This window comes from Pseudomonas paraglycinae (assembly GCF_021601625.1).
Taxonomy (GTDB): Bacteria; Pseudomonadota; Gammaproteobacteria; order Pseudomonadales; family Pseudomonadaceae; genus Aquipseudomonas; species Aquipseudomonas paraglycinae.
Genome location: NZ_BQHR01000020.1, coordinates 1 through 25,770 on the forward strand (window position 1 = coordinate 1; position 25,770 = coordinate 25,770).

Annotated in this window: 16 protein-coding genes; 11 read left to right on the plus strand and 5 right to left on the minus strand. The window is 56.4% G+C overall.

Annotated features, from left to right (window positions below):
- Positions 1 to 135: 135 nt before the first annotated feature.
- Complete coding sequence (locus L6D82_RS24255) at positions 136 to 645, minus strand: BRO-N domain-containing protein (RefSeq protein WP_236191820.1); 510 nt, start codon at positions 643 to 645, stop codon at positions 136 to 138.
- A 549-nt stretch (positions 646 to 1,194) separates the two neighbouring features.
- Here L6D82_RS24255 and L6D82_RS24260 point away from each other — a divergent pair.
- The 3 genes from L6D82_RS24260 to L6D82_RS24270 are packed head-to-tail and all read left to right on the plus strand — an operon-like array spanning position 1,195 to position 4,185.
- Positions 1,195 to 2,661 carry a DNA cytosine methyltransferase gene (locus L6D82_RS24260; RefSeq protein WP_129974040.1) on the plus strand — a complete coding sequence of 489 codons (1,467 nt, stop codon included), beginning with the start codon at positions 1,195 to 1,197 and terminating at the stop codon, positions 2,659 to 2,661.
- A complete protein-coding gene (locus tag L6D82_RS24265) occupies positions 2,658 to 3,758 on the plus strand; it encodes a DUF3883 domain-containing protein (RefSeq protein WP_129974039.1) in 1,101 nt (366 codons plus the stop codon). The genes L6D82_RS24260 and L6D82_RS24265 overlap by 4 nt, the downstream gene beginning before the upstream one ends.
- Positions 3,759 to 3,768: 10 nt before the next feature.
- The gene (locus tag L6D82_RS24270; protein ID WP_129974038.1) at positions 3,769 to 4,185 is read left to right on the plus strand and encodes a very short patch repair endonuclease; all 417 of its coding nucleotides are present in this window, start codon (positions 3,769 to 3,771) and stop codon (positions 4,183 to 4,185) included.
- A 203-nt stretch (positions 4,186 to 4,388) separates the two neighbouring features.
- On the opposite strand, the gene L6D82_RS24275 is transcribed toward L6D82_RS24270, so the two are convergent.
- The 3 genes from L6D82_RS24275 to L6D82_RS24285 all read right to left on the minus strand — a co-directional run bounded on the left by L6D82_RS24275 (position 4,389) and on the right by L6D82_RS24285 (position 8,139).
- Entirely contained in the window at positions 4,389 to 5,852 is a 1,464-nt protein-coding gene (locus L6D82_RS24275) for a DNA sulfur modification protein DndB (protein WP_129974037.1), read from the minus strand.
- A gap of 220 nt (positions 5,853 to 6,072) precedes the next feature.
- Entirely contained in the window at positions 6,073 to 7,323 is a 1,251-nt protein-coding gene (locus tag L6D82_RS24280; RefSeq protein ID WP_007951068.1) for a ribonucleotide-diphosphate reductase subunit beta, read from the minus strand.
- A gap of 555 nt (positions 7,324 to 7,878) precedes the next feature.
- Positions 7,879 to 8,139 carry a DUF2790 domain-containing protein gene (locus tag L6D82_RS24285; protein ID WP_007912695.1) on the minus strand — a complete coding sequence of 87 codons (261 nt, stop codon included), beginning with the start codon at positions 8,137 to 8,139 and terminating at the stop codon, positions 7,879 to 7,881.
- 450 nt (positions 8,140 to 8,589) lie between these two features.
- Between L6D82_RS24285 and acs the strand changes: the two genes are divergently transcribed.
- The 7 genes from acs to argR all read left to right on the plus strand — a co-directional run bounded on the left by acs (position 8,590) and on the right by argR (position 16,347).
- On the plus strand, positions 8,590 to 10,545 hold the full coding sequence (gene acs, locus L6D82_RS24290) for an acetate--CoA ligase (RefSeq protein ID WP_007951065.1): 1,956 nt from the start codon (positions 8,590 to 8,592) through the stop codon (positions 10,543 to 10,545).
- A 558-nt stretch (positions 10,546 to 11,103) separates the two neighbouring features.
- Entirely contained in the window at positions 11,104 to 11,877 is a 774-nt protein-coding gene (locus L6D82_RS24295) for an ABC transporter substrate-binding protein (protein ID WP_064383630.1), read from the plus strand.
- A 91-nt stretch (positions 11,878 to 11,968) separates the two neighbouring features.
- Positions 11,969 to 12,658: an ABC transporter permease gene (locus L6D82_RS24300; RefSeq protein ID WP_007951063.1), complete on the plus strand. Its 690-nt coding sequence runs from the start codon at positions 11,969 to 11,971 to the stop codon at positions 12,656 to 12,658.
- Positions 12,655 to 13,353 carry an ABC transporter permease gene (locus tag L6D82_RS24305; RefSeq protein WP_011335540.1) on the plus strand — a complete coding sequence of 233 codons (699 nt, stop codon included), beginning with the start codon at positions 12,655 to 12,657 and terminating at the stop codon, positions 13,351 to 13,353. Before L6D82_RS24300 ends, L6D82_RS24305 begins: the two co-directional genes overlap by 4 nt.
- A gap of 1 nt (position 13,354) precedes the next feature.
- Entirely contained in the window at positions 13,355 to 14,467 is a 1,113-nt protein-coding gene (locus L6D82_RS24310) for a succinylglutamate desuccinylase/aspartoacylase family protein (RefSeq protein WP_102688620.1), read from the plus strand.
- Between the two features lie 23 nt (positions 14,468 to 14,490).
- The gene (locus tag L6D82_RS24315; protein ID WP_003227281.1) at positions 14,491 to 15,255 is read left to right on the plus strand and encodes an ABC transporter ATP-binding protein; all 765 of its coding nucleotides are present in this window, start codon (positions 14,491 to 14,493) and stop codon (positions 15,253 to 15,255) included.
- Positions 15,256 to 15,366: 111 nt separating this feature from the next.
- Positions 15,367 to 16,347 carry a transcriptional regulator ArgR gene (gene argR, locus L6D82_RS24320; protein ID WP_011335538.1) on the plus strand — a complete coding sequence of 327 codons (981 nt, stop codon included), beginning with the start codon at positions 15,367 to 15,369 and terminating at the stop codon, positions 16,345 to 16,347.
- A 48-nt stretch (positions 16,348 to 16,395) separates the two neighbouring features.
- On the opposite strand, the gene L6D82_RS24325 is transcribed toward argR, so the two are convergent.
- The gene (locus L6D82_RS24325; protein ID WP_236191821.1) at positions 16,396 to 24,135 is read right to left on the minus strand and encodes a dermonecrotic toxin domain-containing protein; all 7,740 of its coding nucleotides are present in this window, start codon (positions 24,133 to 24,135) and stop codon (positions 16,396 to 16,398) included.
- Positions 24,136 to 24,441: 306 nt separating this feature from the next.
- Here L6D82_RS24325 and L6D82_RS24330 point away from each other — a divergent pair, with 306 nt between their 5' ends.
- Positions 24,442 to 25,662, plus strand: a complete 1,221-nt coding sequence (locus L6D82_RS24330; protein WP_236191822.1) for an aspartate aminotransferase family protein — start codon at positions 24,442 to 24,444, stop codon at positions 25,660 to 25,662.
- The last annotated feature ends 108 nt before the right edge of the window (positions 25,663 to 25,770 follow it).

Genomic DNA, 25,770 nt, shown 5'->3' on the forward strand with positions numbered 1-25,770 from the left:
TAATAGCGGGAGGTGGGGTGGGTTGCACTGATTGTTTTCAGAATGATGCAGAACCAGTCTGCTGACGATGTCTTCCCTGGAACTCCGGGCCATAAAAAACCGCTGCTTGAAAACTCGAGCAGCGGTTTTTTAATGTCAGTAACTACGCAGCATTCGTAAAGCTTTACGCCACCAGGATTCTTGCCGATTGAACGGATCCTCCGCCAGCAAACACGGCATATCCCGCAACCGAATCCACGGCTCATCCTGCCAGTGCAACGTGCTCAACGACATCTTGGGCCAGCTCAAAACACTCAGTATCGGACGCTCAACCGAGCGCATCGGACGGGCATCTCGCAGCGCAGGCACAACCTGATGCGTCACCCATTCACGAAGCTGCCGATATTCGGGACAGTAGTGATAGATCAGCAGCGCATACACACCTGACTCGCTCACCATCAAATGTTCTCCGGGCTCGCCGTAGGTCTCCACGCACATCATCTGTCGCTGATCGGCATCGAGTTTGCGCAGCTGTCGCTCATCCAGATATTTGCCCATCAGACGCCCCAATTCATGGACGCAGAACCAGGCCTGGTTCTCCACCAGAAGGGCATGCAGGTGAGTTTTGTTGCGGACAAATCGAGTTGGAAGAAGTGGTTCAGGCATGACGTGCCTCCCGAGTCGGAAGCACGGGAATCGAACGGCGGGTACAGCGATTCGCCTTCATCGTGAAGGCTGAGTAGTCAGGCATTTCCATTTACCTCTGGCTGCTTTCTTAGGGCATTCGTTAAGGGTGTCGGGAGCTAAGAAACCCACCAGAGACGGGCCGGACATATTCCCCTTTCGGGTCTTGTATTCGCCCACTCCCGACATAACGGGATTTTTCGCAGGCGTAGAGAAACCGCAGACGAAAAAAAGCCGCATGACTGTCGGGTGCGGAGGACCGCTCTGGTTGTGGCGTTTCTTAGGCGCCGAATCTAAAGACTATTTCGTTGAGGAAATGTGGTCAAGCTATGGCGTTTTGCCCTGAGATAATGAGGTGATGGGAGACATTTGGTACGGGGGAGCGGTAGCTCATTGCCATTGAGCTGAGGACAAGGCGTTTGCGCATTAAACAAATCGCATTCTTCGGCTAATCGACCTCCATATGATGCTGCTACAGGAATCTACCTCCTATATACTCAAGCGTTTTGAATCAGGCTGTTCAAGATCGTTATGAGAGAGATCCATAGAGAAAAAATTGCACGTATACAAAATGGTGGCACTCCCAAGGTTCTGGACCTATTTGCGGGTTGCGGCGGGATATCTCTCGGTTTTGACCGCGCTGGTTTCAAGAACGCAGCCGCTATTGAATTTGATGCTCATGCAGCTCGTTCACATGCTATCAATTTTCACAAGGGGCTTTCTCCCGAACTTTTTGAGAAACATGCACAGGCACACGATATAACGCTCATCGAACCATCTAGCTTTATGCGTGACATGGGGTTTGAGGGAGATGCGGACAGAGCTATTGATGTCATCGTTGGTGGGCCCCCTTGCCAAGCTTTCGCGCGAGTCGGTCGTGCAAAGCTTAGGGAAGTAGCAGAACATCCGCAGGCCTTTAAACAGGACCCTCGCGGGAATCTATATTTGCGTTATTTGCATTTTGTACGAGAGTTGAAACCAGTTGCAATTTTAATGGAAAATGTGCCCGATGTGTTAAATTATGGGGGGCATAATATTGCAGAGGAAGTCTGCGAGACGCTGGATGATCTTGGATATGATTGCGGATATACGCTTTTGAATGCGGTGTATTTCGGTGTGCCCGAAATGCGCGAAAGAATGTTTTTGATAGCCTATTCTAAAGAGCTGAAGAAGCGTGTAAGTTTTCCTGCTCCGACTAACTGGATTAGTTTGCCAAAAGGATACGATAATAGTCGGAAAGTTGCTTTGAAGACTATAAGCTCTGATCTCCTTGGAGAGGAGAAATACTTCATTCATCCGCCTGTCGCAGTAAAATCAGATTGCGAGCCAGCGGTGACTGCAGAAGAGGCACTTAGGGATCTACCGAGAATTACTAAGCATCTGGAGCAAGAAGTAAAAAAAGGTGCGCGTAGTCCAAATGAAGAATCAAATTATCCAGATGATGTAAATATATCTAGATATGGGGAGCTGATGCGTGACTGGCCGAATTTTGAAAGTCATGGCGTAGTGTATGGCCATGTGACCCGCTCGCTACCTCGAGACTATCAGATTTTTGCGCGCATGAATCCAGGAGATCAATATCCTGAGGCATATGGTCATGCTGTGGAGTTATTTAAGGAAGAGCTGGTAAAAAGAAAAACAATGGGCGAAGAGTTGATCGAAGGCTCGTCAGAGTACGATGCGCTTTTTAAAAGCATCGTTCCTCCATATGATCCAAATAAATTTCCAAATAAGTGGAGAAAAATGGAGGCGGTGCAGCCGGCAAGAACTTTGATGGCTCACTTGGGTAAAGATGGTTATTCACATATACACTATGATAGTACTCAAGCTAGAACAATTTCTGTTAGAGAGGCTGCGAGGCTTCAGTCATTTCCAGATGGGTTTAAGTTTTCTGGAAGTATGAACCCAGCTTTTAAACAAATTGGCAATGCCGTCCCTCCTCTGCTTTCTTATGCTTTGGCGAAAGAAATTATGAGAAACCTTAAGGAGAAGGTATGAGCAAGTTTGCGATAAAGCGTCTTTCTAGGTCTGATTTGACGTTTTTTACTTGGCATTTCAAAATGCTAAACGCAGGTAATCAGAAGTCAATAAACTTAAATGCTGCTGTGTTTGTTAGCGAGCTTTTTCCAGAATTACCTAACGTTGCAGCAAAAAAAGGAAAGGCTTCCTTCTTAGTGGATGTCAGTATTTACGGACCTGGAGCGGCTCCACGACATTCCTTAGCAAGAAAAATTGTGAAGGGCGAGGGGTATAAAAACTGGCGTCTCAATGGTGAGTTTGTTGAGAATCCTTTAGATATGCCTGATCGTTACAATGTTCTACGAGAAGGAGATTTCGCAATACTTATCTTTAATGACGGTATGGCGCCGGAGGAACTGAAATTAATCCTTGTTGGTGCTATGTCGTCGGAAGATGTGAAGTTGCATGCGAGTATTTCTGAATTTATGAACGGTCGTTCAATGTCTGCAGTCGCACCTGCAGATCTAGAGCGGATTGTTATTGAATCCGATGTTGATGATTTACATGCTGCTAAGTTAATGGATGTAGAGGGTGCATTTGAGGATGCCTCCCAAGGTGGGCTGTACGGAGTTCAGCAGCTACAAAAGTGGAGTGGTAAAAGAACAATTTCGAAGGAGGATTTAAGGCGTGCTAGAGAGAATGCCGATATTGTTGGGACCCTCGGTGAGGAATTTGTTGATGCCTTTCTTCAGGATCAAAAAAATAGAGGAGCTATCGATAGCTATCAATGGTCTTCTAGCGCGAATGCTATTGAGGCTTTTGATTTTGTAATTGGTGCGTGTGATTATTTGGATGTTAAATCTACTAGTGGTGGGTTTTCTCAGAAAATACACATTTCGATAAATGAGCTCCTGCATATGAGGGAGTTGCCAAGCTACAAGATTTATAGGGTTTACTCTATGGATAAGCAAAGTGCTAAATTAAGGATCTCAAATGATATGCATGATTTTGCTGTCGCTTTGCTTCAGCAGATCGAGCCATTAGCTTTTGGTGCGCGTGTGGACACTATTTCCGTTTCGCCAGATTCGCTAGTTTTTGGCGAGGAAATTAGTCTTGAGCTTAAGTTTCCAAGCTAGCGAGAGTTGAATGGATACTTTAACTCCTGCGCAGCGTTCTGATTGTATGAGGAAAATAAAAAGTCATAATACAAGGCCGGAATTGATAGTCCGTTCCATCTGTCATCAATTGGGATATCGATTTCGGTTGGGCAGAAAGGATCTACCAGGTACGCCTGATTTAGTTTTTCCTCGGCTAAAGTTATGCATTTTTGTTCATGGCTGCTTCTGGCACAGGCATAGCGGTTGTAGATATTCCTATACTCCAAAGACAAATGTTGATTTTTGGATTGAGAAATTTCTGAAGAATGTGCGTAGAGATAAACTAGCTTCGGATGCTCTAGAGTCTGCAGGTTGGAAAGTTGAAGTGGTTTGGGAGTGTGAGGTTAGAGATCTCGAATCTTTGAAGCCAAGATTGGCTGGCGTACTAAAGTCACAGGATCTTTGATCGCGTTTTTTCTAATATGAAACTAGTTGTTGTGGTTTGTTTTGATGTTGGTTGTTGAGCAGTGGGTTTTTAGATTTTTTATTAAAGGTGTAGCGCTCCTTCAATGGCTGAGGGAGCGTTACTAGCAATGAAGTGAGTACTATTTAAGGTTTTAACTTTTTGGTTTGTGGTTGTGCTGGTTTATATGATGGTGCAATTTCTCATTACCTCCGGCTCGGCAGTCCGGCAGCCCAGCGGATCATGTCTGCGAGAATCGGAAAAATGTCATTGTGCTTTGAGCCGAATCGCATAAAGCCGCCGCTTTGTATTGAGCCAATGTCTCTATTTACGCCTTGTGTCTCTTCTGGCAAGTATTCAGCTAGAGATGTCAGCCCACTGTGTGAGCGTTGTTCATCGTTTAGTGAGTAGAAACTCCACATTGGATTTTGATGTGAAAAATCAATGCTTGGTATTTTTTCAAGTAATTGCGCGAACTGTTCATCTGCATCATCCGGGCGCCGATTACTAAAATTCAAATCATAGGTGAGCTTAGCAAGGGCCTTCAGAACGACAGATTGGGCCGCTACCGTTTTCTCTTTGGCTCGGTTATTTCCGAATTCAGGGATTTCGACAATTCGACTCCATAGATGCAAGACAATATCCTCGCGCGGTTCAATAACTGCTGGCGTTGCTCCAGCCACATTGCCCTTGTTTAAAAAAGCAATTGCATTGACCGCTACGACGTCCTTCAGGACAAGGGCTCCAGTATCTTCGGTCCAATCTTTTGCTTCGATCTCTGTAACGGTTATTCCAAGCTCACCCGCTAATGTGTGCTTTATAAAGTGAGTGATAGGATTTGATCCGTCGAACTGGAATGCCAAGGAAGCATCTACTTTTTTACCCAGCCGGTTTAGGTCGTGGAACAGTTGCCGTTCCTGGTCTATATCAAGCCCTAAATGTACCTCGACTGTAAGTGTTGCGTAGGAGCGAGCGGCCTCATAGGCTTCATTCCAGACCAGCATTTCTTCCTCTGATACTTGCTTGCCTTTCTCAGCAAACAATACTGCACCTTTACCTGGATATTTACCTGTTTGTCGTACTTGTTCCAGAAATGTCATCACCAGATCGGCTGCGTGGCGGCGGTGCTGTCCATCAACTACCCACAGAATATGGCGTTCAGAAAGGAAAACTTTGAAAGCAGCCGTCTCTCCTGTATTGGTTTCGAGACGGAAACCACGAATGCCGCCAGCTCCATTACCACCGGGTGGTACGTTTCGGATATTGCATACTAAAGGTTGTAGCGAAAAGTAAGGCTGCTCCCCAAGCATGCGGAGAATTGTGTCGAAGGTTTCTGGCACAGGTTTGCCGGAGGCAATTCGGCGAATCTTAGCGGCTGATACCAACCCCTTAACCATATAAACCGACAGTTTTTTAGCATGATTTTCGTCAAGTGCTCGCTGTGCGACCGGGCCAGCTTCACGATTGTTTGCTACAGCTGAGATATCGGCGAATTTCCGGAAAGGGACGGACATAGTAAAGACGCGATGTCCCAGATTGTGCCCGATGAAGACGTTAAAAGGAGTTTCGTTTATATCTCCAGCGTCTGCCAAAATATCCAGACTGTCTAAGCTTTGAGGTGTGTTCTCGTTCACGATGGGAGTAGGTAGCTCGCCGACTTTTGGATACATTTCTCTATTCCTTAGTTGTTGGAAAGTTTTAAAAATATCCCTGGGGTGTTTTTATTATGCATGGGGAATATTTTTTTGCAACAAAAAAATCACCCTGGAGTATTTTTTTTGCAAAAAAAAGCCCAGCAGTCATTTACTGCCGGGCTTTTATTCTGGGTATCTCACATCGTTGGAGCTTGGCCTCCCGCTACTCGGATCTGATCGAGAGCTTGATAACGTATCAATCCCAGCTCAACGCACCACCAGTTTGGTATTCGATCACACGAGTCTCAAAGAAATTCTTCTCTTTCTTCAAGTCCATGATCTCGCTCATCCAAGGGAACGGGTTAGTGGTCCCTGGGTACTCTTCCTTCAAACCGATCTGCGACAGACGACGGTTAGCGATGAACTTCAGGTAGTCCTCCATCATCGCCGCGTTCATGCCCAGTACGCCGCGAGGCATGGTGTCGCGGGCGTATTCGATTTCCAGCTGGGTGCCTTGCAGGATCATTTGCGAGGCTTCTTCCTTCATTTCGGCATCCCACAGGTGTGGGTTTTCGATTTTGATCTGGTTGATCACGTCGATGCCGAAGTTCAGGTGCATGGATTCGTCGCGCAGGATGTACTGGAACTGCTCGGCGACGCCGGTCATTTTGTTGCGGCGGCCCATGGAGAGGATCTGGGTGAAGCCGCAGTAGAAGAAGATGCCTTCCAGAACGCAGTAGTAGGCGATCAGGTTGCGCAGCAGTTCTTTGTCGGTCTCTACGGTGCCGGTGTTGAATTCCGGGTCGGAGATGGCGCGGGTGTATTTCAGGCCCCAGGCGGCTTTTTTCGCGACCGACGGGATCTCGTGGTACATGTTGAAGATCTCGCCTTCATCCATGCCCAGCGATTCGATGCAGTACTGGTAGGCGTGGGTGTGGATCGCCTCTTCGAATGCCTGGCGCAGGATGTACTGGCGGCATTCCGGGTTGGTGATCAGGCGGTACACGGCCAGGGCCAGGTTGTTGGCCACCAGGGAGTCGGCGGTGGAGAAGAAGCCGAGGTTGCGCATCACGATGCGGCGCTCGTCGTCGGTCAGGCCTTCCGGGTTTTTCCAGAGGGCGATGTCGGCGGTCATGTTGACTTCTTGCGGCATCCAGTGGTTTGCGCAGCCGTCCAGGTATTTCTGCCAGGCCCAGTCGTACTTGAATGGCACGAGCTGGTTGAGGTCGGCGCGGCAGTTGATCATGCGCTTTTCGTCAACGGCGACACGGGCGGCGGAGCCTTCGAGTTCGGCGAGGCCTTCGGCGACGTCGAGGGAATCCAGTGCAGCCTTGGCGCGGGCCACGGCGGCCGAGTCTTCGGCGGTCACGGCGCGGGCTTCGAGGGCGGCGGCACCGCCGGCGCTGTCGAGGCGGTCCATGTTGGCTTCGCTAGCGTGGCCGGCGTTGGCGCCTTTCACTGCTGCTACTTCACTGTCTTCTTTATCGAATTCGTCCCAGCTCAGCATGACGTGTCGTCTCCTGCGTGAGGGCCTGTGCCCGTGTGAAAACTGATTGGTTGGTTTTTCACACGGCCGTACAGGCCGCGTTGGATGTCGTTTTTTGCAGCGGTGCTACGCAGGCAATAAACAGAAAATTTTTACGGGTTTCCGAGAGCCTCTGACGGGCGCAGGTCAGCGTTGTCGCTGCTGCGGGGCTTCAGAATGGCTTTGATCCCTGTAAGGGAATATTGCTGACCCGATTAGGGCGGCATTATAGGGAAAAAAACACGGGCGTGGGGGAGGGCGAAACAGCGCAGGGCGGTCGAGCGCAGGGGGGATTTCGATCGGAGCGAGGGTTTACAGGGCTTTCGCCGGGATTGGCCCCGGAGAAAATTTTTTCATTAATTTTTTGGCGTGTGATTGATTGCTCAAAAAACGAGCAAAAAACCGCGTTTTTCACTATATCTTGTGTTTTGCAACCCTTTTGCGCCGCTTCAAACACAACTGAGCCCGACCGAAGCCGGGCTGGAATCGACTCTCGATGTTGTGCTGAGTGATCCGATTCGGTGCAGTCTCAACGCATCAATTGGTGCAGCCGTTACCCATGATGCTGTAACGCAGAATGTGACGCTGACCCTTGGAGTCGTCGTACTCCATTTTCGCCGGAACAACTTCGCAGACATTCGGAACTTCGCTCATGGAAACAACTTTGGCGATGTCCAGGTGAGTGGAGTAAGTGTATTCCTCGATAACCGGTTGTTGCTGTGCGACATCAGTCGGAACCTCGTCTGCCATGGCGGTTGCGCACAGACTGCTGAGGGCCAGAACCAATAAAGCTTTCATTTGAATTTACCTTCTTGAGGTCGAGTGGGGTCACGCAACCTTTTTGGGGTTGCGTGTGGAACTTCATCGTTTGCTTTGTTACTTCAGAACTGGATTAACGGCCTTCGTGGGGGCTGTAACCTTGTTAATCGCTTTGCCTTGTCGGCGAGGTGAATTTTAGGGAGGCGGGGCAGGGGTAAACAGACCCGGTTTTGATAAACACCTTTGGCAGATTTGGTAACAATCCTTGGGGATGGTGTTACCAGCGCTGCGGCTTTCCCGGGAAAACGAGGCGTCTGAATCGCTGGCAGGCCAGCTCCCACAAGGGTTGCGGGGTTTGCTTCGGAGGTGGTTCGGGCATTTCTGGATGTTTTGTAGGGGCTTGTTACTACCATCGTCGAATGGTTCTATACGGGCGCCCCGGCTACAACAGGGTCATACAAAAACAACTATTACACCGAGGTAGGAAAGATGAGTGCGGCTTCCCTGTATCCCGTTCGTCCCGAGGTTCTGGCCAATACGCTGACCGACGAGGCGACCTACAAAGCCATGTACCAACAGTCGGTCGTCAACCCTGACGGCTTCTGGCGCGAACAAGCCAAGCGCCTCGACTGGATCAAGCCTTTCACCACGGTGAAACAGACTTCGTTCGACGATCACCATGTCGACATCAAGTGGTTTGCCGACGGCACCCTGAACGTTTCCTACAACTGCCTCGACCGTCATCTGGCCGAGCGCGGCGATCAGGTCGCCATCATCTGGGAAGGCGACGATCCTTCCGAAAGCCGCAACATCACCTACCGCGAACTGCACGAACAAGTGTGCAAACTCGCCAACGCCCTGCGTGGCCAGGACGTGCACCGCGGCGACGTGGTGACCATTTATATGCCGATGATTCCCGAAGCCGTGGTCGCCATGCTGGCCTGCACCCGGATCGGCGCGATTCACTCGGTGGTGTTCGGCGGTTTCTCGCCGGAAGCCCTGGCCGGTCGCATCATCGACTGCCGCTCGAAAGTGGTGATCACCGCGGACGAAGGCATCCGTGCCGGCAAGAAGATTTCCCTCAAGGCCAACGTCGACGACGCCCTGACCAACCCGGAAACCAGCAGCATCCAGAAAGTCATCGTGTGCAAGCGCACTGGCGGCGACATCAAGTGGAACCAGCATCGCGACATCTGGTACGAAGACCTGATGAAAGTGGCGGGCACCGTCTGCGCGCCGAAAGAGATGGGCGCCGAAGAAGCGCTGTTCATCCTTTATACCTCCGGCTCCACCGGCAAGCCGAAGGGCGTGCAGCACACCACCGGCGGTTATCTGTTGTACGCGGCCATGACCCACGAGCGCGTGTTCGACTACCGTCCGGGCGAAATCTACTGGTGCACCGCTGACGTGGGCTGGGTCACCGGTCACTCCTACATCGTCTACGGCCCGCTGGCCAACGGCGCGACCACGCTGCTGTTCGAAGGCGTGCCGAACTATCCGGACATCACCCGGGTGGCGAAGATCGTCGACAAGCACAAGGTCAACATCCTCTACACCGCGCCGACCGCGATCCGCGCGATGATGGCCTCCGGCACCGCCGCTGTTGAAGGCGCGGACGGCAGCAGCTTGCGTCTGCTCGGTTCGGTGGGCGAGCCGATTAACCCGGAAGCCTGGGACTGGTACTACAAGAACGTCGGCAAGTCCCGTTGCCCGATCGTCGATACCTGGTGGCAGACCGAAACCGGCGGCAACATGATGAGCCCGCTGCCGGGCGCTCATGCGCTGAAGCCAGGTTCGGCCGCACGTCCGTTCTTCGGCGTGGTGCCGGCGCTGGTGGACAACCTCGGCAACATCATCGAGGGCGAGGCCGAAGGCAATCTGGTGATTCTCGATTCGTGGCCGGGTCAGGCGCGCACCTTGTACGGCGATCACGACCGTTTCGTCGACACCTACTTCAAGACTTTCCGTGGCATGTATTTCACTGGTGACGGCGCCCGTCGCGATGCCGATGGTTACTACTGGATCACCGGTCGCGTGGACGACGTACTCAACGTCTCCGGCCACCGCATGGGGACTGCCGAGATCGAAAGCGCGATGGTCGCTCACCCGAAAGTCGCCGAAGCGGCGGTGGTTGGTGTGCCGCACGACATCAAGGGGCAGGGCATTTATGTCTACGTCACCCTGAAAAATGGTGAAGAGCCGAGCGAGCAACTGCGCCTGGAACTGAAAAACTGGGTGCGCAAGGAGATCGGGCCGATCGCTTCGCCGGACGTGATCCAGTGGGCGCCGGGGCTGCCGAAGACCCGTTCGGGCAAGATCATGCGTCGCATCCTGCGCAAGATCGCTACGGCTGAATACGAAGGCCTGGGTGACATCTCTACCCTGGCGGATCCGGGTGTGGTGCAGCATCTGATCGATACGCACAAGACCATGAACGTTGCCTAAGCGGCGGGTCTGAAGGCTGAAAAGCCCCGTCCGGCATCGCGCCGGGCGGGGCTTTTTGTTTTCCAATAATTATCGGTTTCGTCCGTCAGGCACTTCCTGCTGTTACCCGTCCACCTTCAAGTAACCGAATGTGTAACCGCCGGCTCCACAACGGGGCATCCGGAAACGCATTGCCCTGTTTAAGGACCTTAAGACACCCGGTGAAAAATAAGACATAACCCCGCGCTTGCCGGATTAGAAGGGTTTGCGAATAATAGGCCCGCAATTTGCAGCATAGATCGGTTCACTGTCTTTCGCTCTTGCATGAAATTGCAGGGCTGTCAATGTGCTCAAGCGGGTTTCTCGGTGCATCTGTAATTAGTTGTCGCATTGAAGAAATATCGGCTTCGGGCCTGTCGTTAGAATGCCGATCACTCGCTCGTCGTGGCTTGCGTTGAAGCCTTCGCGGTTTTGACTGGAAATGTCCCACGCACGCAGCAACCGATTTCGTTACACCCATTCGCATATTGGGCTGTCGCTCACTCTGCCGTTTTTGCCCTTTACCGATGGAGTCCCAAGATGAAGAAACTTGTGCTGCTTGGCGCCCTGGCACTGTCCGTGCTGTCCCTGCCGACATTCGCCGATGAAAAGCCTCTGAAAATCGGTATCGAAGCGGCTTACCCTCCATTCGCCTCCAAAGCGCCGGACGGCAGCATCGTCGGTTTCGACTACGACATCGGCAACGCGCTGTGCGAAGAAATGAAGGTCAAGTGCCAGTGGGTCGAGCAAGAGTTCGACGGTCTGATCCCGGCACTGAAAGTGCGCAAGATCGACGCGATCCTGTCGTCCATGTCGATCACTGAAGACCGCAAGAAGTCCGTGGACTTCACCAACAAGTACTACAACACCCCGGCCCGCCTCGTGATGAAGGAAGGCACTCAGGTCAGCGAAGGTCTGGCTGAGCTGAAAGGCAAGAACATCGGCGTACAACGTGGTTCGATCCACGAGCGCTTCGCCCGCGAAGTCCTGGCCCCGCTGGGTGCCGAGATCAAGCCATACGGCTCGCAGAACGAAATCTACCTCGACGTGGCCGCCGGCCGCCTCGACGGCACCGTGGCGGACGCTACGCTGTTGAATGACGGCTTCCTGAAAACCGACGCCGGCAAAGGCTTCGCGTTCGTGGGCCCGGCGTTCACCGACGTCAAATACTTCGGCGACGGCGTAGGCATCGCGGTACGCAAGGGCGACGCCCTGAAAGACAAGATCAACACCGCCATCGCGGCCATCCGCGAGAACGGCAAGTACAAGGCAATCCAGGACAAGTACTTCGACTTCGACATTTACGGCAAGTAAAGACGTCGCTCGACCCGTCCGAAATGGCGCAAGCAACAGGATCTCTGCGGTTTGCGCCATTTTTTCATCCCAACTTTCGAGGACCTGAATCATGTTGAAAGGCTACGGGGCTGTCATCCTCGATGGCGCTTGGCTGACGCTTCAGCTCGCCTTGTCGTCCATGGCCCTGGCCATCGTTCTCGGGCTGATCGGCGTCGCGTTGCGCCTGTCGCCGGTGCGCTGGCTGGCGTGGCTGGGCGATCTGTATTCCACGGTGATTCGCGGGATTCCCGACCTGGTGCTGATCCTGCTGATCTTCTACGGCGGTCAGGACCTGCTCAACCGCGTTGCACCGATGCTCGGCTATGACGACTACATCGACCTGAACCCGCTGGCCGCCGGTATCGGCACCCTCGGTTTCATCTTTGGTGCTTACCTGTCGGAAACCTTCCGCGGCGCGTTCATGGCAATCCCCAAAGGTCAGGCCGAAGCCGGCATGGCGTACGGCATGAGCAGCTTCCAGGTGTTCTTCCGGGTGCTGGTGCCGCAGATGATTCGTCTGGCGATCCCGGGCTTCACCAACAACTGGCTGGTGTTGACCAAGGCCACCGCGCTGATTTCCGTGGTCGGTCTGCAAGACATGATGTTCAAGGCCAAGCAGGCGGCCGACGCCACCCGCGAGCCTTTCACCTTCTTCCTCGCAGTAGCGGCGATGTACCTGGTGATCACCAGTGTCTCGTTGCTGGCGCTGCGTCACCTTGAGAAGCGCTACTCGGTAGGCGTAAGGGCGGCTGATCTATGATCTTCGACTACAACGTCATTTGGGAGGCCCTGCCGCTGTACTTCGGCGGTCTGGTCACCACCCTCAAGTTGCTCGCGCTGTCGCTGTTCTTCGGTCTGCTCGCGGCACTGCCGCTGGGCCTGATGCGTGTGTCCAAGAACGCTGTGGTCAATGGCGCAGCCTGGCTCTACACCTACGTGATTCGCGGCACGCCGATGCTGGTTCAACTGTTCCTGATCTACTACGGTCTGGCCCAGTTCGAAGCGGTGCGCGAGAGCTTCCTCTGGCCGTGGCTGTCCAGCGCAACGTTCTGTGCGTGCCTGGCGTTCGCGATCAACACCAGCGCCTACACCGCTGAAATCATCGCCGGCAGCCTGAAGGCCACGCCGAACGGCGAGATCGAAGCGGCCAAGGCCATGGGCATGTCGCGCGTCAAGATGTACAAGCGCATCCTGCTGCCATCGGCCCTGCGCCGGGCGCTGCCGCAGTACAGCAACGAAGTGATCATGATGCTGCAGACCACCAGTCTGGCGTCCATCGTGACCCTGATCGACATCACCGGCGCGGCCCGTACCGTCAACGCGCAGTTCTACCTGCCGTTCGAGGCGTACATCACCGCCGGCGTGTTCTACCTGTGCCTGACCTTCATTCTGGTGCGCCTGTTCAAGCTGGCCGAGCGTCGCTGGCTGAGCTACCTGGCCCCGAGGAAGCACTGATATGGAACGCATCGACCACGTTCTGCCGTGGAGCCACCTGGGCAGCGAGCGCCGGATTTCGGTGTTCCGTTTCGGAAGCGGCGAGCGCAAGGCCTACATCCAGGCCAGCCTCCACGCTGACGAACTGCCCGGCATGCGCACCGCCTGGGAACTGAAAAAACGCCTCGGCGAACTCGAAGCCAAGGGCCTGCTCAACGGCGTCATCGAACTGGTGCCTGTGGCCAACCCGCTGGGTCTTGGCCAGTTGCTGCAAGGCAACCATCAGGGGCGTTTCGAGGCCGGCAGCGGCAAGAATTTCAACCGTGATTTCGTCGAGCTCAGCGCCCCCGTGGCCGCCAGGCTGGAAGGACAACTCGGTGATGATCCGCGCGCCAACATCCGTTTGATCCGTCAGGCGATGGCCGATCATCTGGCCGAATTGCCTGAGGCGAGTAGCCAGTTGCAAGGCATGCAGCGCATCCTGCTGCAACACGCCGCCACCGCCGATGTGGTGCTGGATCTGCATTGCGACTGTGAAGCCGCGCTGCACATGTACGCGTTGCCGCAGCACTGGCCGCAGTGGCGTTCGCTCGCTGCGCACCTGGACGTGAAGGTCGGTTTGCTGGCTGAAGATTCCGGCGGCAGCTCGTTCGATGAAGCCTGTTCGCTGCCGTGGCTGCGTCTGTCGCGTCTGTTCCCGGACGCGCAGATTCCACTGGCGTGCCTGGCGACCACCGTTGAACTGGGTGGTCAGGCTGACACCACGCCGGCGCAGGCCGAAGCCTGGGCAGAAGGCATTCTGGCGTTCCTCGCCGAGCAAGGCCTGATCCGTGGCGAGTGGCCGAGCGCGGCGCACGAACCGTGCGAAGGCATGCCGTTCGAGGGCACTGAATTGCTCCTGCCGCCGCATCCGGGCGTGGTGAGTTTTCTGCGCAAGCCCGGCGAGTGGGTTGAAGCCGGTGACAAGATTTTCGAAGTGATCGATCCGCTGTCGGATCGGGTCAGCACGGTGTGTGCTGGTACGTCCGGGGTGCTGTTTGCCATTGAGCGGCTGCGTTACGCCCAACCCGGTTTCTGGCTGGCCAAAGTGGCGGGGCGCGATGCGCTGCGCGACGGCCCTTTGCTCAACGACTGACTGTTTTTGTGAGAACCGACCGCATGTACAAACTTGAAGTCCAAGACCTGCATAAACGCTATGGCAGTCACGAAGTGCTCAAGGGCGTTTCCCTGAAAGCGGCCGCCGGCGATGTGATCAGCATCATCGGCTCCAGTGGCTCCGGCAAAAGTACTTTCCTGCGCTGCATCAACCTGCTTGAGCAGCCGCACGCGGGCAAGATCCTGCTCAACAACGAAGAGCTGAAACTGGTAGCGAACAAGGACGGCGCGCTGAAAGCCGCTGATCCGAAACAGTTGCAACGCATGCGTTCGCGCCTGTCGATGGTGTTCCAGCACTTCAACCTGTGGTCGCACATGACCGCGCTGGAAAACATCATGGAAGCGCCGGTTCACGTGCTGGGCGTGTCCAAGGCCGAAGCCCGCGAGAAAGCCGAGCACTACCTGAACAAGGTGGGTGTGGCCCATCGTAAGGACGCGTTCCCGGGGCACATGTCCGGTGGCGAACAGCAGCGCGTGGCAATCGCCCGTGCGCTGGCGATGGAACCGGAAGTGATGCTGTTCGACGAACCGACTTCGGCCCTCGACCCGGAGCTGGTCGGCGACGTGCTGAAAGTCATGCAGGCCCTCGCTCAGGAAGGCCGGACCATGGTGGTGGTGACCCACGAAATGGGCTTCGCCCGTGAAGTGTCGAATCAGTTGGTGTTCCTGCACAAAGGCGTCGTCGAAGAAAGCGGCAACCCGCGTGAAGTGCTGGTCAATCCGCAATCGGAACGTTTGCAACAATTCCTCTCGGGCAGCCTCAAGTAATCGCTCCCGTTATGCACCAGATTAGGTCATGCTGCGCAGCGCGCCAGATGGTCTAATTTGGTTGCAGCCGATTTCGGTTTTTCCCTCTGTTTACGTTTCGGATCGCCCGCCATGACTGCCCATCGAATTGGTTTCCTGATTTGGCCCAGCACTAAAGCTCTGACTTTGGCGCTGGCAGAGGAGGCCTTGCGTGTTGCCCAGCGTGTGCATCCGGACGTGGTTTACGAGTTGTCCTTCCTGCAGGCCGAAGCACCGGCCGAGGGTGAATGGCAACTGCCCGGCGAACCCTGGGCGGGCAAGCTCGAAAACTTCCAGAAACTGTTCCTGCTCGCTGACGAGCCACCGACCACGTTGGCGCCGGCACTCAGCAGTGCGCTCAAACAATTGGTGCGCGCCGGTTGCGTCATTGGCGGTCTGTCGGCCGGTGTGTACCCGCTGGCGCAACTCGGTCTGCTCGACGGTTACCGCGCCGCCGTGCACTGGCGCTGGCAGGACGATTTCGCCGAACGCTTCCCGAAAGTCATCGCCACCAGTCATCTGTTCGACTGGGATCGTGATCGCCTGACGGCGTGCGGCGGCATGTCGGTGCTCGATCTGTTGCTGGCGGTGCTGGCCCGCGATCATGGTGCGGAACTGGCCGGTGCGGTCTCTGAAGAACTGGTGGTCGAACGCATCCGCGAAGGCGGCGAGCGTCAGCGCATTCCATTGCAGAACCGTCTCGGCTCCAGCCATCCGAAGCTCACCCAGGCGGTGCTGCTGATGGAAGCCAACATCGAAGAGCCGCTGACCACCGACGAGATCGCCCAGCATGTGTGCGTGTCCCGTCGCCAGCTGGAGCGGATCTTCAAGCAATACCTCAACCGCGTGCCGAGCCAGTACTATCTGGAACTGCGCCTGAACAAGGCCCGGCAGATGTTGATGCAGACCAGCAAGTCAATCATCCAGATCGGCCTGTCGTGCGGTTTTTCCTCGGGACCGCATTTCTCCAGCGCCTATCGCAACTTCTTCGGCGCCACGCCGCGGGAAGACCGCAACCAGCGGCGCAGCAGCAGTCCGTTCGAACTGTCGTCGGTGCCGCCAGAGCGCGGTTGATCCCTCACCAATTACGCCATGGCATTGGCTGCCATGGCGCTGTATCGGTCAGTCTTCGATTTCCAGATCAGGCCTCATTTCAGCCGGGCGCGGCGCATCGTCGATGCCGGCGACGTTCAGGTTGTTGCCAGTCTCCTGATAGTAGGCCCGGACTCTTGCTTTGCTCTCGGTCGACAACGGGTTATCGCGCAAGTCATAGCGGTCGCCGACGGCCGCGGGCACATCCATGATTTCTTCCGGCACGTCTGTGATCGCATTGCCGGACAGATCAATCTCGTTCCAGTGCAGGTTTTCCAGTACGCCTCGCGGTATTTCGGTAATTCCGGTATCGCTCAGGTCGAGGTCGGTCAGGCCATGCAGGTTGCTGACGTCCGGCGTCAGCCCCAGCGGGTTGTCGCGCAGGTTGAGTACCTCGAGTTTGTCCATGCTCGCCAGTGCTGCTGCCGATTCGGGTGTCAGCCTGATTTTGCAGTCCGGCAGGCTCAGGGCGGTCAACTGATTCATGGTGAAAATATCCTCGGGAATATCGCCCAGATTGCATTCGCGAATGGCCAGGCTGTCCAGGCCGGGAAAAGCTTCAAGGAAGCGTCCGAGCCTTGATGAATGGCCTTCACCCACCAGGAACAGGTCCGGCACGTAGGGCAATGGGGCGCCGAGTGTCGGCAACTCGCCGATGAAACTCACAGTGTGGCTGAACCCGAAACTGTCGAGACTCGAGTCCTCCATCGGGATCTGGCGCCAGCAGGTCAGCAGTGCTTCGGCGAACTGCGTACGCAGTTGTTCCTGACGTAGTCGCTCGGTTACGGGCAGCGGTTGGCCGTCGGGCGCACTCACAGGGATGTCGCTGCTCCAATGAGCGAGGCTGCGGGTGAGATCGCTCAGCGCCATTTCCCTTCTTGCTACTTCCTGACGGCCATCAGCCAACGTGCCACTCAGGCGATAGAGGAAGGTGCTGGCCTGATCATCGTCCAGCGCCGGATAAAGCGTTTGCACCCGAGCCCGATCTGCCTCTTCGGCAAGCACGCCCAGATCACCTCCGGTACGCCGAAAGTAATCCTTGACCCGCTCTCGCGTCGCCGGGCTCAGAGGGTTGTTGCCAAAGTCGTAACCGTTACCGATTTCCGCCGGCAGGTTGAAAACTTCGTCAGGAATTTCGTTGAGCCGGTTGTTGTTGAGGATGACGATTTCAAGCTGCGGATGGTTGATCATTCCGTCGGGAATTTCGCTGATCGCGGTGCCGGCCAGATCGAGAAAATCCAGCGCCGGCAAGGAGCGGATGTCTGGCGCCAGTCCCAGAGGGTTGTTGTACAAGTCGAGTTTTTTCAATCGTGTCAGCGAAGCAAGGGTGGAACGGCCCTCGACATCCAGCGTCACCGCGCAATTGCTCAGTACCAGATTTTCCAGGGCTGGCATACGCCGGAACGAATCCGGTATTTGCTGCAATCCAAGATCGCGCAGCTCCAGTGTTTCCAGCCCTGAAAAGGCGTCGAAGAAAACATCGCCGGCGCGCAATTGGGCGTTGCCGGTGATCGACAATGTGGTGACATGGCTGAAGTCGGCGCTCAGTGAGGGCAGCTCGCCGATGAAAGGGAGATTGAGGATCAGCCTGTCTGATCGCATCTCCGGTTGTGCGGTCGAGCGTGCGCGCCAGAACGCTTGCAGGTCACGGCGATATTGATCGCGGCCGGTGCGTTCAACGATTTTGTCCTCATCTGTGAGTGGCGTACCGGTTGACGGATGTTGCTCGGGAACCTCACTGACCCAACGGTTGAGGGTTGTATCGAGTTGCTGCCATTGCGTTTCCCACTGAGCGATTTGAAGTCGACCCTGAGCGACGGTTCCCGGCAACAAATACAACATTCGATTGGCTTGTTCGGCGTCGAGGGTCGGAAACAAAACGCGCACGCGGTCGATGTCCGCCGTCGGCATCGACACCCCGAAGTCTTGCCGGGTGTGCTGGTAGCGGGTCTTGATCCGCTCGCGAGTGGCGGGTGAAAACGGGTTTTCGCCAAGCATGAATTGGTTGGGTGAAAGCGCAGGGCGATCGAGCAGGCTGTCGGGAAGCTCGCTGATCCGGTTGTGTTCGAAGTTGGCCATGATCAGCGTCGGGTGCTCGACCAGGCCTTCCGGCAGATGAGAGATCCCGGTGTCGATCAGGCGCACGTGAGTCAGCGCCGGCAAGGTCTTCAACTCTGGTGCAGCGCCCAGCGGGTTGTGGCTCAGATTGAGGAACTGTAGACGGCTCATGGACGACAGGCGGGCCTGAGTCGGCGGCGTCAGGGTCAGCTCGCAGTACTCCAGCACCAGGCGCTCCAGCAACGGCATGCGTTCGCAAGCTTCGGGCAATTGCTCCAGTTTGAACTCGTGCAGTTCCAGATGACGCAGGCCGGTGAAAGGCCAAAGAAAAGCATCGATGCCGCTCAGGGCCGGATTGCCGTCAAGGGTCAGCTCGGCGATGTGGCTGAAGTCAGCCGACAGCACGGGCAAATCGCCAATGAACGGCAGCTCTGCGATCAGCACATTGCCCCTTTGCGTGGCTTTTTCGGCAAACCGGAAGCGCCACAGTTCTTCGATTCGTTGGGCAAACAGCTTTCTGTTGGTCTGCATCACGAACACCTGCCGGGGATTGAGCACCTGCCCCGTGTCCGGATGAATACTCGGCCCTGCCGCTGCCCACCGTGCAAGGTCGGCATTCAGTTGGCGGATTTCTGCCTGCCAGTGGCGCAGCTGGCTTCGGCCATGTTCAATCGAGCCCGGCAAGCTGTAGAACACATCGCTGGCGTCTTGCGCGTCGAGGTCGGGAAACAGCTGCTGGGTGGTTTCTATATCTGCAAGGTCGGCGAGTACGGCGAAATCCTGCCCGGTCTCGCGGTTGTATTGTTTGATCCGCTCGCGAGTGCTGGCGCTCAGTGGATTGTTCGAGAGGTCGTAGCCGTCACCGGCCTGAGCCGATAATTCAAACAGGCTCTCGGGTAATTCGGTGATCTGGTTTTCACTGAGGATCGCCGTCTTGAGCGTCGGATGGTCGATCAGGCCAGGCGGGACTTCCAGCAGGCCCGTGCGTGAAAGGTCGAGGTAGGTCAGCGAGTTCAGGGTTTGCAGATCGGGCACCAGATTCAGCGGATTGCCCGGTAACTCCAGTGATTCGAGTCTGGGCATTGCGGCCAGCGCTGTCAGTGATTCGGCGGTCAGACTCACGCCACAGCTATCCAGCACCAGGACTTCCAGCGTCGACAGGTTTTTGAGCGTCTCGCTCAGTTGATCCAGTTGGCCGTTGCGAAAGAACAGCCGTTTGAGCCGGGAGAAACTTCGCAGAAACGCCGCGTCACCGCGCAAGCTTTTATTCCCGTTGATGGTCAGCGCAGTGATGTGATTGAAGTCCGCGCTCAGTATCGGAAGGTCACCAATGAATTTGGCCTCGGCCGTAAAAACATCGGCCCTGGCGTGCGGATGGATTTTCGAGCGGTGACGCCACAGGCGCAGCAGATTGCCGGCAAACGTCTCGCGTGCATCCTGTTCGGTGAAGCGTTCGTTGGCTTCCAGCATCGCGCCGCTGATCGGGTCGCGGTCGGGAATGTCTCGGGCCCAAAGATTCAGATCGGCACTCAGCGTGGCCAGCTCGGTTTCCCACGCCGTCAGTTGCAAGCGGCCCTGAACCAGTGAGCCGGGCAGGCGATAAATCAGGCCGCTGGCCTGGCCCTCGTCGATATCTGGAAACAGGGCCGTGGTGCGGTTGATATCGGCCTGTTCGGCGCGTACGCCAAAATTGACGCCGGTGCGGGTGAAACAGGTTTTTACCCGCTCGCGTGTGGCGGCAGTGAGTGGATTACCGGAAAAGTCGTATCCGGCAGCCGCAGCAGGCGAGAGTTCGAACAACGCTTCAGGCAGTGTGGTGATCCGGTTATCGGTCAGCCAGGCGCTCCTGATTTGCGGGTGATCGATCAAGCCGGGCGGGACTTCGGCAATCCCGGTGCGGGACAGGTTGAGGTAGGTCAGCGATGGCAGGAAGGTTAAATCGAAGCTGCTGCCGAGTGGGTTGTCCTTGAGATCCAGTTCAACCAGTTCATTGAGTGAAGTGAGCAGCGTCTGGTTTTCCGGGGTCAGGATGATTCCACATTTGCGCAGCCTTAATCGGCGCAGGGCGGGCAGGGTCGAGAGGTTTTGCGGCAGGGTGTGCAAGTCGAAGTTCTGCAGGTCGAGTCGGGATAAACGAGGGAAGCGTTCAATAAATGTTTCGATGCCTGCCGATGCTCCGCTGCCGCTCAGTTCCAGGCTGTTGACATGGCTGAAGTCTGCCGCCAGCACCGGCAGATCGCCCAGCAAGGGTTCGATAAAACGCATGCGATAGCCAAAGCGTTCCGGAGTCTCGCGGCGCCAGCAGCTGAGCAGGGTTCGGGCGAAAAGCTGTCGATCACGAGCGGCTGCAGCTCGTCGGGCGATAGACAGTTCCTGGCCGGTGGCGGGATCGATCCGTACGTCTCTCAGGCGCCATAGATCAAGGTCGTTTTCCAGGCGGGCGTATTCAAGGCGCAGTCGTGACAGCTCGGCGATCGGATTCTCCAGATGGTTTTGCAGGCGTTGCACCATGGCCTGCAGGCCTTCTTGAGTGATCCCGGGAAAAACATCGCGCACCCGCATGTCCAGGGTCGGCGGAGAACCATCGGGTGACAGATTGCGTGAGTAACCGTCAGTGCCCAGCAGGCGCAAAGTGTCGACGTCGGTGGCGGGAGAGGATTCGACCGCCAGTGTGAGTCGCAGACTGTCGCGTGGCAGAGGATTGTCGCGAATGAGCTGGCGGAGCTTTTGTCCTTCGCCGATTTGCAGATACAACGCCTGACGTCGGTCGTCGGGCAGGGCTTGCAGCACGCTGGTGTAGAAATCCGTCGGGCCGTGCAATTCCAGTCCGGCCTGATCAAACGGCTGCCACGTGCCATCGGCTCGGCGTACCAGGATTTTTTCGATAGGGGCGCCCATGGGACCAGTGGTGTCGAGCCGCTTTCCTGCGAACGATTGGTCACGCACTTCAAGGCTGACGGTGTCTGACCAGCCTGGCAGCAGCGGCAGGCTGTGCAGTGCCAAAGTCTCGGAGTCCTGGTTATGCACCGAATCGATTTCCAGTCCTTCGTAAGCCCGGGTGATGCGTAGCTCGTGCAATGCGGTTTCAGAGAGCTGTTGCTGACGCTCTGGAAGCACGTCTTCACTCAGCTGCGTCAGTTCGGTGCCGGTGGCGGTGTGAATGAGTTCTTCGGTGATCCTGACAGGCAGGTTCGGTACGTGCCGCGCCACCTGTTTCACCAGCGGTGTAGCGCGATGCTGGCTTGACTCATAGCGTTGTTCGAACAGGGCAGGGCGCTGTTGCCTGGCAATCTGCGCGAGTCGGCTGCGAAGTTGACGGACGCGTGCATCCAGGGCGATTTTCTGCCCGAACTCTTCATTGAGCAGGGTGCTGATTTCGGTTTCATCGAGAGCCCGCAGCAATGTCTTGAGCAGGTCGTCGTCGATCAGACGATTAACGTGAACGTCCGTTAGCGGGAGCTGCACATCATCGGAGGATTGCCAGAGCGTCGCTCCCTCGGCATCGATCAGGCGCAGCCTTCTGGTTTTCGGCCACAAGCCTTGTTCGTTCAGCAATTGCAGCTGGATCAGCGGATCTGCCTCGCGATAAACCGTTGGCTCGTCGCTGGTGATCTGCTCGATGAACGCCTGCAAGTCCCGATCGATCCTGAAACGCTCAATGGTGTCGGCCAGCAGTGGCGGAACACGCTCCTGATTCATGTGCATTTTGCGCAAACCGTCTTCGGTGTAGCCGCTGATTTTCAGAATGCGTTCGCGCTGCGCCGGGGTAAATGCCTCTACGCTGTGGCCGATTCGCTGCAACGCAGTGTTGGTGTCCCATCGCAGCGGATTTTCCAGCTCGGTGTGAAAAGCTCCTTCGCCGTTATGCCGCACGACAGGTTCGTAGGTGTCGGTGCGTGAGGGGTGTTCGATTCGCAGTTGACCGGGTATCTCGTGATCGTTGACCGCGTAGTGCGTCTGATCCAGCGGTAGCAGTTTTTTGCCCTGATGCCAGTGCAGACCCTGGGCGTCGGGCAGGGAGCCTGCCGCTGGCAGGGTGTCACGGGCGTAGCTGCTCAGATCCGGCTTCCAGTACAGGGTTTTGCCGTTGCGCAGTTTCACGGGTTGAAACCGATCCATGAATGCCACCACTTCGGGCGGCAGTACCTTGGGCAGTTCGGCCATGGCGACACTGGTGCCAATCCCGAAAGCACCCAGCTGAATCAGTGATTCCAGTGCAGCGAAGTAGTGCGCACAGGCTTCGGTGGTTTGGCCTTCGGCCAAATCGACATAGAACGTGAAAAGCTCGTCGAGCAGCTGATAGGTGATGTACGCCATCATCATTTCACCCAGGAACGGCACGAACGGCAGAACGACGAACGCGGCGATTTCCAGGATCGACGTTGCGACACTGACAAACGAATCCCAGCGCCTCCAGCGTGCATTGCGATCGACCATGGCAGTGGGAACAGCGATCACTGCGGCATCGTTGAGGATCTTGTTCAGCTTGCGCTGATAAAGATGTTCCCAGAGTTCACCGGCGATGGGGGTGGCCGAGAATTGCAGGTCGGGCCTTTCGATAAGGGTGTCGCGCCACGACGGCATTTGACTGCCGGTCTGTGGCGGATGCCATTTCACTTTGCTCAGCCGTTGCTTGAGCTGGCCGAAAAATTGTCCACGCTGTTCGTGCGCGACGAAGCGGCTGAAGAATCGCTGGTACTCCGTATCGCGCAGCTGTCGGATCAGTTCGTGTGCGAGGTCGCCCGTGGAGAGGTACTCCTTGATCGGATGATCGGGGTCGTCCGGTATGTAAGCCACCACTGCAACGGCGGTTTTCGCGCTTTCAAGGTCAGGTGCAAACACCAGGATTCCGGTCAGTGCGACCGACATCATCGTCAAATCGTGGCACAGCATGGGCTGACCGTTCATCAAAACCACGGATGTCCCGTCCAGCAGACTTTCAATCGAATGCAGATTCGCTTCTCCGATGTCGCCATTCATCCGCGCCAGCTTCAGTGCGGCGCGCAGTGCGGTTTTCTGCGCGGTATTGACCTTGTGCCGCAGCACCGAAGCTGCCACCGGGTTGGCGAGCGCGAGACTTTCCTCCAGGTAGGTTTTGTATCGAGCACCGATATCCAGTTCCCGGCACAGTCGGCTGAAGGCTGGAATGCCGGGTTCTGCATTAAGTGGCGCCAGTGTCTCGAATTGTCCGGTCCCGGTCGGGCGGGTGATGAACGAGGAGCCGCTGGCGTAGGCCCCGGGTTCTGTTTCGCCCGCCTCGAAGTTATGCAGTGCTGCGTCCAGCAGCGACACTGTCCACGTCCGGGCGCCGATGGTAATGCCTGCGGCCTTCACCGGGATGTACAACTGCAGGAAGGTTTCCTTGACGTTCAGATCGAGGTCGAAACGCGTTTTCAGCGCCTCGGTGAGGATGGGCTCGGCGAAGGTGCTGGCGTTCTGTACCCGTTCGAGCATTTGATCGACGGCGTTCTGCGCGGTCATGTGCTGCGTTATGGCGTTTCTGAGCGCTTGATGTTGATCAACGGGTGCTGACTTGATCGGTTCGGGGAGCGCGCGATGGCTGTTCTTCAAGGCGGCGCGCCGGGCGGGCGACGCCTTGCCCAGCCATTCGGGGATCGCGTTCACCAGCGGTTCATAGTGGGAAGCGGGGCTTTGTGCGGTCGCACCGGGCGTGGGCGAACTGGCGGGCGATTGCCCGGTGGTGGATGGCATCGTTGGCGTCCTTGAGCGTCGAAAAAGAGCTCAAGCAGAGCAAAATGCATCTTGTGTCAGGTGGTACATATGTATGACAGGCCATCCCGTCGCAATTGATATGCTCGCAGGCCTGCTGAAATGGCTGGCGGCAGTTTAAACTGCGCCTTTGCGACGCTATATGTCGCATTGCCGTAAACCCGGGAAAAACCGGGGTTTGCGCTATAAGAAGTTGTCGCTTGGCGGCAAGGCCGGGCACAAAACTGTCCTTACAATCCCCCCATCGCTCGCCAGTTTCAGGCGGGTGGCCCTCATCAGGAGACTCCGATGTCCGTTGAGCACGCTGCGGTAGAACGCGCCGATTTCGACCAGGTTATGGTTCCCAACTACGCGCCTGCCGCTTTCATCCCGGTGCGTGGCGCCGGTTCCCGCGTCTGGGATCAGGCCGGCCGCGAGCTGATCGACTTCGCCGGCGGCATCGCCGTCAACGTATTGGGCCATGCGCACCCGGCGCTGGTCGGTGCCTTGACCGAGCAAGCGAACAAGCTGTGGCACGTGTCCAACGTGTTCACCAACGAGCCGGCCCTGCGCCTGGCGCACAAGCTGATCGACGCCACCTTTGCCGAGCGCGTGTTCTTCTGCAACTCCGGCGCCGAAGCCAACGAGGCCGCCTTCAAGCTGGCCCGTCGTGTCGCGTTCGACCGTTTCGGCACCGAGAAATACGAAATCATCGCCGCGCTCAACAGCTTCCACGGCCGTACTCTGTTCACCGTGAACGTCGGTGGCCAGTCGAAGTACTCCGACGGTTTCGGCCCGAAAATCACCGGCATCACTCACGTGCCGTACAACGATCTGGCGGCGCTGAAAGCCGCTGTTTCGGACAAGACCTGCGCGGTCGTTCTGGAGCCGATCCAGGGCGAAGGCGGCGTGCTGCCGGCCGAGCTGGCTTACCTGCAAGGTGCCCGTGAACTGTGCGACGCGAACAACGCGCTGCTGGTGTTCGACGAAGTGCAGACCGGCATGGGCCGTACCGGCAACCTGTTCGCCTACCAGCATTTCGGTGTGGTTCCGGACATCCTGACCAGCGCCAAGAGCCTGGGCGGCGGTTTCCCGATCGCCGCGATGCTGACCACCGAAGCGCTGGCCAAACATCTGGTTGTCGGCACTCACGGCACCACTTACGGCGGCAACCCGCTGGCGTGCGCCGTGGCCGAAGCGGTGATCGACGTGATCAACACCCCTGAGGTGCTGAACGGCGTCAACGCCAAGCACGACAAGTTCAAGACCCGCCTGCAACAGATCGGCGAGAAGTACGGCCTGTTCACCCAGGTGCGCGGTCTCGGTCTGCTGATCGGTTGCGTGCTGAGCGATGCCTGGAAAGGCAAGGCCAAGGACATCTTCAACGCCGCTGAACAAGAAGGCCTGATGATTCTGCAGGCTGGTCCGGACGTAATCCGTTTCGCCCCGAGCCTGGTGGTGGAAGACGCAGACATCGACGCCGGTCTGGATCGCTTCGAACGTGCTGCGGCGAAACTGACCCAAGCCTGATTCATGCAAGACCGCCCGGCGTCTGTCGTGATCGACAGGCGCCGGGACCATTTTCCTGTGCCGGGCCTGCCCGGCATTTTTTTCCCGAGTCGGCGCTTTCGCCGACCT

Bases quoted from the DNA above. Each gene is read 5' to 3' on its own strand.
- acs (WP_007951065.1), top strand. From the start codon at position 8,590: ATGAGTGCGGCTTCCCTGTATCCCGTTCGTCCCGAGGTTCTGGCCAAT.
- L6D82_RS24315 (WP_003227281.1), top strand. From the start codon at position 14,491: ATGTACAAACTTGAAGTCCAAGACCTGCATAAACGCTATGGCAGTCAC.
- L6D82_RS24295 (WP_064383630.1), top strand. From the start codon at position 11,104: ATGAAGAAACTTGTGCTGCTTGGCGCCCTGGCACTGTCCGTGCTGTCC.
- L6D82_RS24305 (WP_011335540.1), top strand. From the start codon at position 12,655: ATGATCTTCGACTACAACGTCATTTGGGAGGCCCTGCCGCTGTACTTC.
- L6D82_RS24300 (WP_007951063.1), top strand. From the start codon at position 11,969: ATGTTGAAAGGCTACGGGGCTGTCATCCTCGATGGCGCTTGGCTGACG.
- L6D82_RS24265 (WP_129974039.1), top strand. From the start codon at position 2,658: ATGAGCAAGTTTGCGATAAAGCGTCTTTCTAGGTCTGATTTGACGTTT.
- L6D82_RS24310 (WP_102688620.1), top strand. From the start codon at position 13,355: ATGGAACGCATCGACCACGTTCTGCCGTGGAGCCACCTGGGCAGCGAG.
- L6D82_RS24285 (WP_007912695.1), bottom strand. From the start codon at position 8,139: ATGAAAGCTTTATTGGTTCTGGCCCTCAGCAGTCTGTGCGCAACCGCC.
- L6D82_RS24325 (WP_236191821.1), bottom strand. From the start codon at position 24,135: ATGCCATCCACCACCGGGCAATCGCCCGCCAGTTCGCCCACGCCCGGT.
- L6D82_RS24330 (WP_236191822.1), top strand. From the start codon at position 24,442: ATGTCCGTTGAGCACGCTGCGGTAGAACGCGCCGATTTCGACCAGGTT.
- L6D82_RS24260 (WP_129974040.1), top strand. From the start codon at position 1,195: ATGAGAGAGATCCATAGAGAAAAAATTGCACGTATACAAAATGGTGGC.
- argR (WP_011335538.1), top strand. From the start codon at position 15,367: ATGACTGCCCATCGAATTGGTTTCCTGATTTGGCCCAGCACTAAAGCT.
- L6D82_RS24275 (WP_129974037.1), bottom strand. From the start codon at position 5,852: ATGTATCCAAAAGTCGGCGAGCTACCTACTCCCATCGTGAACGAGAAC.
- L6D82_RS24255 (WP_236191820.1), bottom strand. From the start codon at position 645: ATGCCTGAACCACTTCTTCCAACTCGATTTGTCCGCAACAAAACTCAC.
- L6D82_RS24280 (WP_007951068.1), bottom strand. From the start codon at position 7,323: ATGCTGAGCTGGGACGAATTCGATAAAGAAGACAGTGAAGTAGCAGCA.
- L6D82_RS24270 (WP_129974038.1), top strand. From the start codon at position 3,769: ATGGATACTTTAACTCCTGCGCAGCGTTCTGATTGTATGAGGAAAATA.